This window comes from Streptomyces sp. NPDC087440 (genome assembly GCF_044744005.1).
Taxonomy (GTDB): Bacteria; Actinomycetota; Actinomycetes; order Streptomycetales; family Streptomycetaceae; genus Streptomyces.
This window is the reverse complement of record NZ_JBIUXN010000019.1, coordinates 94656-105728: the sequence shown is the minus strand read 5'-3', so window position 1 is coordinate 105728 and position 11073 is coordinate 94656. Positions and strand designations below refer to the sequence as shown.

The 11073-nt window shown below is 72.1% G+C and carries 11 protein-coding genes; 3 read left to right on the top strand and 8 right to left on the bottom strand.

The features are described 5' to 3' along the window. Window positions 1–11 precede the first annotated feature (11 nt). Window positions 12–1439 carry a xylan 1,4-beta-xylosidase gene (locus tag ACIO3O_RS31205; protein ID WP_401751686.1) on the bottom strand — a complete coding sequence of 476 codons (1428 nt, stop codon included), beginning with the start codon at window positions 1437–1439 and terminating at the stop codon, window positions 12–14. Window positions 1440–1571: 132 nt separating this feature from the next. Here ACIO3O_RS31205 and ACIO3O_RS31200 point away from each other — a divergent pair, with 132 nt between their 5' ends. Beyond that, entirely contained in the window at window positions 1572–2708 is a 1137-nt protein-coding gene (locus ACIO3O_RS31200) for a DUF5925 domain-containing protein (RefSeq protein ID WP_401751684.1), read from the top strand. 79 nt (window positions 2709–2787) lie between these two features. Here ACIO3O_RS31200 and ACIO3O_RS31195 read toward each other — a convergent pair whose 3' ends face one another. Continuing rightward, on the bottom strand, window positions 2788–3162 hold the full coding sequence (locus tag ACIO3O_RS31195; protein ID WP_401751682.1) for a GntR family transcriptional regulator: 375 nt from the start codon (window positions 3160–3162) through the stop codon (window positions 2788–2790). Window positions 3163–3207: 45 nt separating this feature from the next. Here ACIO3O_RS31195 and ACIO3O_RS31190 point away from each other — a divergent pair, with 45 nt between their 5' ends. Together ACIO3O_RS31190 and ACIO3O_RS31185 are read left to right on the top strand one after the other, a co-directional pair. Next, complete coding sequence (locus ACIO3O_RS31190) at window positions 3208–4143, top strand: GNAT family N-acetyltransferase (protein ID WP_401751680.1); 936 nt, start codon at window positions 3208–3210, stop codon at window positions 4141–4143. Continuing rightward, complete coding sequence (locus ACIO3O_RS31185) at window positions 4124–4633, top strand: DUF402 domain-containing protein (RefSeq protein ID WP_401751678.1); 510 nt, start codon at window positions 4124–4126, stop codon at window positions 4631–4633. Before ACIO3O_RS31190 ends, ACIO3O_RS31185 begins: the two co-directional genes overlap by 20 nt. Before the next feature lie 3 nt (window positions 4634–4636). Here the strand turns inward: ACIO3O_RS31185 and ACIO3O_RS31180 are convergent, their stop codons facing one another. The 6 genes from ACIO3O_RS31180 to ACIO3O_RS31155 all read right to left on the bottom strand — a co-directional run bounded on the left by ACIO3O_RS31180 (window position 4637) and on the right by ACIO3O_RS31155 (window position 11055). Beyond that, the gene (locus ACIO3O_RS31180) at window positions 4637–5563 is read right to left on the bottom strand and encodes an NUDIX domain-containing protein (RefSeq protein ID WP_401751677.1); all 927 of its coding nucleotides are present in this window, start codon (window positions 5561–5563) and stop codon (window positions 4637–4639) included. Then, window positions 5560–6756: an MFS transporter gene (locus ACIO3O_RS31175; RefSeq protein ID WP_401751675.1), complete on the bottom strand. Its 1197-nt coding sequence runs from the start codon at window positions 6754–6756 to the stop codon at window positions 5560–5562. The genes ACIO3O_RS31180 and ACIO3O_RS31175 overlap by 4 nt, the downstream gene beginning before the upstream one ends. A gap of 96 nt (window positions 6757–6852) precedes the next feature. Further along, a complete protein-coding gene (locus ACIO3O_RS31170; protein ID WP_401751673.1) occupies window positions 6853–7452 on the bottom strand; it encodes a TetR/AcrR family transcriptional regulator in 600 nt (199 codons plus the stop codon). A 566-nt stretch (window positions 7453–8018) separates the two neighbouring features. Further along, window positions 8019–9515 (bottom strand): tripartite tricarboxylate transporter permease, encoded by a 1497-nt coding sequence (locus ACIO3O_RS31165; protein WP_401751672.1) that lies wholly within the window; start codon window positions 9513–9515, stop codon window positions 8019–8021. Window positions 9516–9520: 5 nt separating this feature from the next. After that, window positions 9521–10027, bottom strand: a complete 507-nt coding sequence (locus ACIO3O_RS31160; RefSeq protein ID WP_401751835.1) for a tripartite tricarboxylate transporter TctB family protein — start codon at window positions 10025–10027, stop codon at window positions 9521–9523. A gap of 44 nt (window positions 10028–10071) precedes the next feature. Next, window positions 10072–11055, bottom strand: coding sequence for a Bug family tripartite tricarboxylate transporter substrate binding protein (locus ACIO3O_RS31155; RefSeq protein ID WP_401751670.1), 984 nt, complete (start codon window positions 11053–11055; stop codon window positions 10072–10074). Between the last annotated feature and the right edge of the window lie 18 nt (window positions 11056–11073).

The window sequence follows — 11073 nt, the reverse complement described above, 5'->3', positions numbered from 1 at the left end:
GGGCAGGGAGGTCAGCGGGTGAGCCAGCGGATCTCGTACGGCTTCATGTCGAAGCTCTTGCCGTCGACCTCGGCCTTGATGGCGCGGTCGAGGGTGTTGACGACGAGGACGGCCTTGTCACTGGCGAGGACGCGGACGTTCGGCACGTCATCGGGGGCGACCTTGACCGTGTCGTCGTAGCGGGTGCCCGGCGGGAACTCCTTCGCGAACCGCGAGATGAGCTTCAGCATGGTCAACTCCTGCCCTCCGTCGGCGCGTTGGGTGGAGGTCCAGAGGCAGCCCGCGCACTTCTCGCCCTCCTTCTGGGGGTTCCAGTAGAAGGCCGTGGTGGTGCCGCCCCGGGCGAGGGCGATCATTCCGGCGGCCTGGACGGCGTCCCGGCGGGGCTCGCTCCAGCCGTCGCGCTCGTCGCGGGCGTCGCCCGGTTCGACGTAGTACTCCGCCCACCACAGCGGCAGCTTCCCGCCGGTCTGCTGCCGCACCCAGCGGCTGACGGCGGTGAACTTGTCGGTGGCGGCGACCTCGTTCGGCAGCAGTTCGTCGTCCTTGGAGTAGCTGGAGCCGTCCACGACGGCGAAGTCCGCGCCCTTCTTGTGCTGGTTCCAGTACGTGAAGGCGTCCAGGGAGCGCTGGTCGATGCTGCCCCAGGGGCCCTTGACGGCGGAGGCGTTGTCGGTGGCGCGGGGGTCAAGGCTGTCCATCACCAGGTAGGGGCCGCCGACGAGGATGTCCTTGTCGACCTTCTTCAGCTCGGCGTAGACCAGGTTGTAGAGCTGGGTGTAGCCCTCGTAGTTCCAGCGTTTGGCGTTGTCGTCGAAGAAGCCCTTGAACTCGTTCCAGACGATGAAGTGCTTCACGTCCGGGTAGCGGCGGGCGACGACTCCGGCCAGCTTGGCGAAGTCGGCGTAGTGCTCGGGGCTGGGCGCGGTCTCCAGGGCCGCCTGCGACCAGTCGGTGTTGGCCGCCCCCTGACGTCCGCCCTTCATCCAGTCGGGGGCGCAGCACAGGGTGACGACGGGTGTGCCGCCGGTCCTGCGGACGAGGTCGATGCGGCTGTCCATCTCGCCGAACTGGTAGCGGCCGGGGGTGGGTTCAGGGTTGTTCGCCCCCCAGCCCATCAGGTGCTGGATCTGCGGGAGCCGGTACGTGGCCAGGAGCTTCTCGGCGCGCTCGCGGGCACCGGCGTCACCCGCGTCGGCGCTGTACTGGGTGTGGGTGAAGCCCCAGCCCAGCTCGGGGTTCGGGGCGCCGGGGCGGGGTGCGGGGGTGCCGTGCACCTTGGCGCCGTCGCTGGTCGTGCCGCCCGTGTCGCCCCGGCCGGAGTCGCCCGGCCAGGCCGTGCACATGGTCAGGACGAGTGCGAGCGCGGCCATGGCGACGCCGATCAGCGCGGTGAGCCGCCACCGCCGTGCCCCCGGATTCCACCCATGACGTCCCATCACCTTCCAGAGTAGGGCAGGGAGTTGACATTGCGGGGGCGTATGCGGGTACGTCCGGGGTCGTACGGGAGACGGGGCGCGAAGGGCAAAAAGTCCGTGCGCGGGGCGGGCGGGTGCCGGATCATGTGCGGCATGTCTGCGAACCGTGCACACGAGGAGTCCGGCGACGCCGTGCCGGTGGCTCCGGAGTCCGCGCTGCCCATCCGGCTGAACGTCGACGACTCGGACTCGCCCTCGGACGTGGTGGACGCCTTGTTCCTGGGGCGGTTCGCGACGGGCGAGCAGCCGTACGCGCACAGTCGGTCCATCGATCGCGTACGGTCCGGGGCCGCGCTCCTCCCGTCCGGTGCGCGGGTGCTGCGTGCGGCCCGCGACGACGACCGCAGCGCGACCCTCGCGGAGGGCGACGGGTGGACGCTGCTGGTGTCCCGGTGGAACCGGGGCGCGGACGTCACGGTGACGGCCACCTCCCCCGAGCTGGCCGCCAAGGTCCTCGACGAGACCGCCGACGGCGCGCAGGACGAACCCGAACCGCAGCCGGAGGCCGTCACGATGGGCTTCTGGTACGTGTCCCCCCGGCGCGGCCCGCACCGCACGACCCGGCAGATCTCGGCCGGGACGTGGGAGGAGGTGCGGCCCAACTACACGGCGCCGGTGGCCGACGCGATGGACCGGCTGATGAAGGTGACGCCCGACGACATCGCGGGACGGCTCCTGCTGCTGCACGGCCCGCCGGGCACGGGCAAGACGTCGGCGCTGCGGACGCTGGCCCGGTCGTGGCGGGACTGGTGCCAGGTGGACTGCGTACTGGACCCGGAGCGGCTGTTCAACGACGTCGGCTACCTGATGGACATCGCCATCGGTGAGGACGACGGGGTCACGGGCAAGTCCCGCTGGCGGCTGCTCCTCCTGGAGGACTGCGACGAGCTGATCCGCGGGGAGGCCAAGCACACGGCGGGCCAGGCGCTGTCCCGCCTGCTGAACCTGACCGACGGGCTGCTGGGCCAGGGCCGGAACGTCCTGGTGGGCGTCACCACCAACGAGGACCTGGAACGCCTCCACCCGGCGGTCGTCCGCCCCGGCCGCTGTCTGGCCCGCATCGAGGTCGGCCCGCTGACCCGGGCGGAGTCGGTGTCCTGGCTCGGCACGGACGAGGGGGTGGGCCGGGAGGGCGCCACGCTGGCGGAGCTGTACGCGCTGCGCCGCGGGGTGACGGCGGCGGGCGTCCTGGGCGCACACGCCTCACCGGAGGCGGGCCTCTACCTCTGACGGCACTGCCGGGGACCGGCGACGGCGCGGCCGCGTCCCGCCGGCGGCTCGGTCCGGGCGGCCCCTCCCGTGCGGGCGGCTACTTCCCGTACGCCGCCCGCAGGGCCTGCTCCACCGCCCTGAGGGCCGCCTCCCGGCTCAGTCCGAGCCGGTGCGCCCGCTCCGCGAACTCCGCCGCCGCCAGGGCGGCCTCCCGTTCGGCCGCGTCCCCCGCCGCCGCGACGAAGGTTCCGTTGCGGCCCCGGGTCTCGATCACCCCGTCCGCCTCCAGCGCCCGGTAGGCCTTCGCCACCGTGTTCGCGGCGAGGCCCAGGTCGGCGGCCAGCCCCCGTACCGTCGGCAGCTTGTGGCCGACCGGCAGGGTTCCGGCACGGGCCTGCTGCGAGATCTGGGCGCGCACCTGCTCGTAGGGAGCGACGGCGTCTTCGAAGTCCACGACAATCTTCAAGGTCACAAAAGGAATTGTGACCCATGGGCCCCGCGCATAGCCTCAGCGCCGATGACTGTGAATCTTCGCGACTACCGCCCCCGCACCGACGACGCCGAGGCCGTCCTGCACCTCCGGCGCCTCCTGCTCCCCTTCAACCTCTCGACCGCCCAGTCCGTCGAGACCGGGGTGACGGACGCCCACCCGGACTCCCACTACCGGCTCACACTCGCCGAGGACAGCACGGACGGCCGGGTCGTCGGCGTGCTGCGGGCCGGCATCGACCATCAGGCCAAGGAGCCCGGGCAGGGCTTCGCCGTGGTGCTGGTGCACCCCGACCACCGGGGGCAGGGCATCGGCTCGGCGCTGCTGCGGGCGGCCGAGGAGCAGACGGCTGCCGCCGGGGCGAACGTCCTGGGGGTCTGGGCGCTGGACGCGCCGGGGCGGGCCTTCGCCGAGCAGCGGGGGTGGGCGACCACCGGGCACACGCTGCACATGCTGGGCCTCGATCTTGCGCGTGCGGTGCTGCCCGAGCCGCCGCCGCTCCCGGCGGGCTTCGTACTGCGCGACACCGCGTCCCTGGGCGACGACCCGCGCGCCCTGTTCGACGCGGACGCCGAGGTCGTACTGGACGAGCCGGGCTCGGTGGGGTGGGTCCTGGACGACTACGAGGACTGGCTGGCCCACGACTGGCACGACCCGCTGCACGACCGCGCCCTCTCCAGCATCGTGATCGCCCCCGACGGGCGGATCGCCGCCTTCGCCACGGCCCACTCGGACGGCGGGGACCGCTACAGGTCCGGGATGACGGGTGTCCGCCGGGACTTCCGGGGGCTGGGGCTGGCGAAGGCCGTGAAGTCCCACTCCCTGCACAAGGCGCGGGCGGCCGGCCACCGGCTGGCCGTCACCAGCAACGACGACGCGAACGCGCCGATGCGGGCCGTCAACACCTGGTTCGGGTACGAACACGGCATCACGGAGGTCGAATATGTCCGCCCCCTCGGCTGACCCCGCACGCGCCACCCACATTGCGCTGACCAAAGCGGGGCAGCTGAAGATCCGCTACCCGGCGGAGCTGCTCTCCGACGACGGCACCCATCTGGTGGTCCGGGCCGCCTGGGCGCGGGACACCGTCAAGGACTTCGGCTTCGTGCGGTTCGAGCCCGGTGACGTGTTCGTGGAGCACTACTGGCGGGACCGCTGGTATGCGGTCAAGGAGGTCAGGTCTGCGGGCGGCGTCCTGAAGGGCTGGTACTGCGACGTGGCCCGGCCCGCCGTGGTGCACGCCGACGGGACGGTGGAGGTCGAGGACCTGGACCTCGACCTGTGGCGCTCGGCAGACGGCACGGACGTCCTGCGGCTGGACGAGGACGAGTTCGCCGAGAGCGGGCTCGCCGGCCGCGACCCCGAGGCGGCGGCCGAGGCCTCCCGCACGCTCGACGCACTCGAACAGGCAGCCCGCACAGCCGCGTTCACGGACCTGCTCACCGACCGCTGACGGCTACGGCTCGTCGTCGGCGACCACCTCCACCTCGTGTCCGTGGCGGTCCTCCAGGTGGGCCGCCCGGTGCCCCGTACCGCCCACGTGCGGGTGCCGGTCGGGGAGGAGGAGGGTCCAGCCGTGCCCGGGGGCGGCGGCCACGAGGGCGTCCAGGGCCGCCGCGTCCCGGGCGCGCAGGGCGAGGTGGTCGAGGCCGGGGTCTCGGCGCTCGTGCCGGTCGCCGAGGAGGGCGGGCGACTGCTCCAGGACGACGTACGCTCCCCCGAGCCGCCAGCTTCGGCCCTGCTCCCAGCGCCGGTCCGGCACGTACCCCAGTTCGCCGAGCAGCCAGCCCCAACTGTCCTGCGCCTGCGCGAGATCGGGCACCCGGAGCCCGATGTGGTGCACCGAGCCGGAGGTCCCGGACGTGCGGAGCGGCACCTTGCGGTCGGGTGCCGTGCCGTCGTACGCGATCGGGTCGTCGTCCTCGTGCCAGTGCAGGACGAACCGCTCGCCCCGGCAGTAGGCGTCCAGGCCGGCCCGGCAGTACGCCACCATGCCGTCCGGCAGCGCGGCGAGAGGGTGCCAGGACAGGCCGGAGCACTTGTCGGGCTCGCGGTTGGCGGGCGGGTCGGCGGGGTCGTACCGCGCCTCGAAGAACCAGCCGGTGCGCGGCCGTCCGCCGGGGCCCCGGTGCTGCATGACCAGGGCGACGGACAGGTCGTCGTCGGCGAGCGTGATCCCGACCTCCTCGGCCGCCTCGCGGATCATCGCCGCCCGCACGTCCTCGCCGTCCTCGACGTGTCCGGACGGGGCGTGCAACAGCCCGTCCGCGTATCCCGTGTTGGCGCGGCGGGCGAGGAGCACGTCCGCGCCCCGGCGCAGGATCAGGTGGACGTCGACCACCTCGGTGTGCCGGGACGCGGATTGCGGCTTTTCGAGCTTCATGCACCGATGGTGGCATCCGGCACTGACAACCGGTCCTGGGCGGGCGCGTCGGCCGTCCGCCGCCGCTTCGCGAGTTCCGGTACGAGCGTCAGCAGACCGAGCACCGCCAGCGCCGCGCCCAGCCACAGCGGAGACCGCAGCCCCCACGCGTCGATCGCCAGGCCGCCGCCCGAGGAGCCGATGACGACGCCGAGGGTGATGAAGGACGCGTGGACGGTGTTGACGAAGGGCCGGGCGTTCGCGACGCGCTGCACGCGGGTGATCATCGCGGGGTTCATCGTCACGCCGACCAGCCCGATGCCCAGCATGAACACCACGGCCGGGAGCGGGAGTTCGGCGAGCAGGGCGAAGCCGGTGAGGAAGACGAGGTTCAGGGCGAGGCCGGTGGCCAGGACGGGCAGGGTGTACCGGTCGGCGAGCCGGCCGACGACCATGTTGCCGACGACGGTGGCCGCTCCGTACGCGACGAGGAGCAACGGGACGGTGCCGGTGGCGAAGCCGGTGATCTCGGTGAGGATCGGGTTGAAGTAGGAGAAGGCGGAGAAGGTGGCGCCGATGATGAGGGTGCTGGTGGAGACCGCGAGCCAGAAGCGGCGGTTGCGGAACACGGCGAGTTCCTGGCGCAGGTCGCCGCCGCTCTCGGCCCGGCCGAGCGTCGGAACGCCGACGGCGGTGGCCGCGGCGGCGAGCACGGTCAGCCCGGTGATGACCCAGAACGCGGCCCGCCAGCCGAGGTGTTCGCCGACGAGGGTGGCCATGGGCAGCCCGAGGAGCGTGCCGAGCATCAGCCCGTTGAGGGCCACCGAGGCGGCCCGGCCCCGCTGTTCGGGACGTACCAGCTCCGCGCACAGGGACAGCGCGACGCCGAAGAAGGCGGCGGACGCGGTGCCGGTGACCAGGCGTGCGAGCAGCATCACGGTGTAGTCGACGGCGGTGGCCGCGGCGGCGTTGCCGAGCAGGAAGATCCCGAAGAGGAGCATCAGCGCCTTCTTCTGCGGGAGTTTGACGACGGTCATGGTCAGGACGGGCCCGCCGACGGCCATCGCCACCGCGAACGCGGTGATCAGATAGCCGATCTGCGGAATGGTGACGTCCAGCCCCTCCGCCATCTGCGGCATCAGTCCGGCGACGACGAACTCACTGGTCACCATGGCGAAGACGCCCACGGCGAGGACGTATATGGCAAGTGGCACGGCAGGTTACCCCTTCACATTACAGTTTTAGACAGATCGTTTCAGAATGGAGGCAAGAGAAAACGCCGCAGAGAACACGGCGTGAAAGAAGAAGAATCAGCGCGTCAGAGCATCCAGCGCCGATGCGGCGACCACCTCCAGGGTCGCCCGGTCCGCGCCCCCCTGGGCGGAGACCCGCATGCCGCCGATGACGGCGTTGAGGTACCGGGCGAGCGAGTCCGCACCCCGCTCGGAGGTGATGGACCCGTCCCGGCGACCGGCCTCCACGGCGGTCCGGAACGTGCCGAGGCGGCGGGCCAGGTCGCGCTCCAGGAGCGCGGCGACCTCGGGATCATCGTAACGCGCCAGCTCCACCGTGGTGTTGACGGTCAGACACCCGATGCTCCGCCCCCGCTCCCTGACCTCGAACTCCCCGTCGATGATCAGGGCGAACAGGGCCTGGATGCGATCGGCCCCGGACCGGGACCCGTCCTCCAGGAGGGCGGCCTGCCGGGCGTTCATGACCTCCGTGTAGCGCTCCAGGGCGCGGCGGAAGAGGTCGCGCTTGCTGGCGAAGGTGTTGTAGATGCTGCTCCGGCCGAGGCCGGTGGCTTCGCAGAGGTCCTGGGTGGAGGTGGCCTCGTAGCCCTTGGCCCAGAAGGCGCGCATGGCGGCTTCGAGGGCTCGGCTTTCGTCGAATGTCCGCGGTCGCGCCATGTGGAGGACGCTAGCACAGGTTATGAACCATCCGGTCCAATACCGCCGGGGGCGCGGGGCTGTGGCCGCACGGGCGCACCCTTCCCGTACCGGGCCGCTTGAGGCCGTGCCCCTTCAGGGGCGCGGGGCTGTTTCGATGTGCGGCTCCGCCGCGTGGGCGCGAGCAACCACCCACCCAGCCGCGCGGCGAGCGCTTTAGGTGAAGGGGCGGGGCTGGGGACTCCCTCGGCCCGGCGGGCCGGGGCTGAAGCGACCCGGCACCGGGAGGCGCCCCCCGGGCCCCGGCGTGGAGCGCGTCCGGCGTCCAAAGTGCGCGCGGGGGCCAGGATCCGGGCGGGCCCGAATCGGGCGGGCCGCCCCCTTGCCCGCCCGTCCCGCCCCCGGGGGGCGGCCCCGCCGCCCAAGGGGGCTGGGGAGAGGGGAAGGGCGGCCTTGCCGTCCAGGGGGCTGGGGAGGAAGGGACGGGGAGGGCAGCCCGCCGCCCAAGGGAGCTAAGGGGAACGCGGGGCGCAGCCAAGAGGGGTGGGCCGGAGGGCCCTGGGAGGGGCCCTCCGGGGGGAGGCGGGTCAGGAGGTTGGGTTGCGGTGGAGGAAGGGGAGCCTGCGCAGGAGCGGCCAGGTCAGGAGCAGCACCACGATCACGTACACGACGATCGAGAACGGCGTGTTGACCAGCCCCGCCACGCTCCCGTCACTGATCTGGAGCGCACGCCGCAACTGCTGTTCGGCGGCCGGGCCGAGGATCACACCGATCACGGCCGGCAGCACGGGCAGCCCGTACCGCCGCATCCCGAACCCGATCAGCCCGATGATCAGCAGCACCACCAGGTCCAGCGCCTCGCCCCCGACCGCGTACGCGCCGACCGAGGCGAAGAAGAGGATGCCCGCGTAGAGGTACGGGCGCGGGATGCGCAGCAGCTTCGCCCAGAGGGGGGCGAGGGGGAGGTTCAGCGCGAGCAGCAGGATCATGCCGACGAAGAGGGACGCGATGAGGCCCCAGACCAGTTCGGGTTCGCGCTCGAAGAGGAGCGGGCCGGGCTGGATTCCGTACTGCTGGAAGGCGGCCAGCATCACGGCGGCGACGGCGGTGGTCGGCAGCCCGAGGGTGAGCATGGAGACCAGGGTTCCGGCCGCCGAGGCGGAGGCCGCCGACTCCGGGCCCGCGACGCCCTCGATGGCGCCCTTGCCGAACTCGTCCTTGTGTTTGGAGAGGCGCTTCTCGGTGACGTACGACAGGAAGGTGGGGATCTCGGCGCCGCCCGCCGGGATCGCGCCGAACGGGAAGCCGATCAGCGGGCCGCGCAGCCAGGACTTCCAGGTGCGCTTCACGTCCGCCTTCCCCAGCCAGGGACGGCCGACCGGAATCGCGTCCGCGCCGCCGCGCCGCAGGTGGGCGGCGACCCACAGGGCCTCGCCGATGGCGAAGAGGCCGACGGCGACGATGACGACGTCCACGCCGTCGGCGAGTTCGAGCGAGCCGAAGGTGAGGCGGGACTGCCCGGTCATCTGGTCGAGGCCGACGAGGCCGATGGTCAGGCCGATGAGGAGCGAGGCGAGGCCCCGGATCCGTGAGGAACCGAGCACGGACGTCACCGCGATGAAGGCCAGCACCATGATGGCGAAGTAGTCGGGCGCACCGATGTCCACGGCGAGGGCCGCGACCGCCGGAGCCAGCGCGACCAGCAGGATCGTGCCGATCATGCCGCCCGCGAAGTGGCCGATGGCGGCGGCCGCGAGGGCTTGCGCGCCGCGTCCCGCTTTGGCCATCGGGTGGCCCTCCATGGCGGCGACCACGGCGGCGCTCTCGCCGGGGGTGTTGAGCAGGATCGAGGTGGTCGAGCCGCCGAACATCGCGCCGTAGTAGATACCGGCGAACATGATGAACGCGCCGGTGGGTTCGAGTCCGTACGTCACGGGGAGCAGCAGCGCGACGGCCATCGCCGGGCCGATGCCGGGGAGCACGCCGATGGCGGTGCCGAGGAGGACGCCGAGGGCGGCCCACAGGAGGTTGATCGGGGTGAGGGCGGTTCCGAAACCGTCCATCAGTGAATTCAGGGAGTCCATGACTTTTACAGCACTCCCATCAGCGGGCCGCCCGGGAGCGGGACGCCCAGCAGGTTGTTGAAGACGACGTAGGTGAAGAGGGAGAGGCCCGCCGCGATCAGCGGGTCGCGGCCGAAGTGGCGGCTGCCGAGGGCGTACGCGGAGCCCCAGAAGAGCAGGGCCCCCGAGATCGGGAAGCCGAGCGGGCCGATCAGGACGGCGTTGCCGAGGAAGACTCCGGCGAGGAGCAGGACGGTGCGCCAGTCGGCGGGCTCGGACAGGTCGACGTCCTCGCCGCCCTCGGCCTCGCCGCGGCCGCCGCGCAGGACGTCGACGGCCAGGAGTACGGCGACGAGCAGCAGGGCGGCGCCGACGACGATCGGCACGGTGGTGGGGCCGACGGGACCGCGCTGGGCGATCTCGACGTGCAGGGTGAGGGCGTCGGTGAGGACGAGGATGCCGATGACGAAGAGCAGGACGCTGACGCCGAGCTCGGAGTGCTCACGCAGCCAGGCGCCGCGGCCGCCCGACATGGCGGACTCATCGGTCGAACTGGGCGATTTCTCCAGGGAGTTCATCACAGCCCCAGCTCCTTCAGGACGGAGTCGACGCGCTTGTCTTCCTTGTCGAGGAAGTCGCCGAACTTCTCGCCGGTGAGGAAGGCGTCGTCCCAGCCGTTCTTCTTCATCGAGTCCTTCCACTGCTGCGAGGCGTGCAGCTTCTCGAAGAGGGTGATCAGCTTGGTGCGTTCGGCGTCGGTGAGGCCGGGCGGGGCGACGATGCCGCGCCAGTTGGTGAACTCGGTGTCGAGACCGGACTCGCGCAGGGTGGGCGCGTCGAGGCCCGGGACCCGCTTCGGGCCGGTGACGGCGAGCAGGCGCAGTTCACCGGCCTTGATCTGGTCCAGGTACTCGCCGACGCCCGAGACGCCGAAGGCGACCTTGTCGCCGAGGATGGAGGCGAGGAGTTCGCCGCCGCCGTCGAAGGGCACGTAGTTGACGTCCTTCGGCTTGATCCCGGCGGCGCGCGCCATCAGCATCGGCGCGAGGTGGTCGGGCCCGCCGGGCGAGGAACCGCCGCCGACGGGGACCTTCGCCGGGTTCGCCTTCCAGGCGGCCAGGAGGTCCTGGATCGTCTTGTACGGGGAGTCCTTGCCGACCACCACGATGTCCTGCTCCTCGGTGAGCCGGGCGATGGGGGTGGTGTCGGCGAGGGTCTTGGGGGCCTTGTTGGTGTGGACGGCGCCCACGACACCGAGGCCCATCGACATGGCGACCTTGCCGTTGCCGTGGTCGGCGGCGAGCCGGGCCAGGCCCACGGTGCCGCCCGCGCCGGGCAGGTTGAACACCTCGATGCCGCCGGTGAGGGAGGCTTCCTCGGCGTTCTTGGCGGCGGTGCGCGCGGTGATGTCGTACCCGCCGCCGGGGGTGTTGGGGACCATGAAGCGCAGGCCGGGGATCTGGGTGCCGGTGTCGGAGCCGCTGCCCGTGGTGAGCAGCGGAGGCCCCACGAGCACCAGGAGTGCCGCCCCGGCAAGGGCGAGGGGGGTGCGCAATCGCACGGGCGCCGCCTTTCTTCA

Coding starts and splice junctions, on each gene's coding strand:
- ACIO3O_RS31165 (WP_401751672.1), bottom strand. CDS start 9,515: ATGGACTCCCTGAATTCACTGATGGACGGTTTCGGAACCGCCCTCACC.
- ACIO3O_RS31160 (WP_401751835.1), bottom strand. CDS start 10,027: ATGTCGGGCGGCCGCGGCGCCTGGCTGCGTGAGCACTCCGAGCTCGGC.
- ACIO3O_RS31170 (WP_401751673.1), bottom strand. CDS start 7,452: ATGGCGCGACCGCGGACATTCGACGAAAGCCGAGCCCTCGAAGCCGCC.
- ACIO3O_RS31180 (WP_401751677.1), bottom strand. CDS start 5,563: ATGAAGCTCGAAAAGCCGCAATCCGCGTCCCGGCACACCGAGGTGGTC.
- ACIO3O_RS31190 (WP_401751680.1), top strand. CDS start 3,208: ATGACTGTGAATCTTCGCGACTACCGCCCCCGCACCGACGACGCCGAG.
- ACIO3O_RS31185 (WP_401751678.1), top strand. CDS start 4,124: ATGTCCGCCCCCTCGGCTGACCCCGCACGCGCCACCCACATTGCGCTG.
- ACIO3O_RS31200 (WP_401751684.1), top strand. CDS start 1,572: ATGTCTGCGAACCGTGCACACGAGGAGTCCGGCGACGCCGTGCCGGTG.
- ACIO3O_RS31205 (WP_401751686.1), bottom strand. CDS start 1,439: ATGGGACGTCATGGGTGGAATCCGGGGGCACGGCGGTGGCGGCTCACC.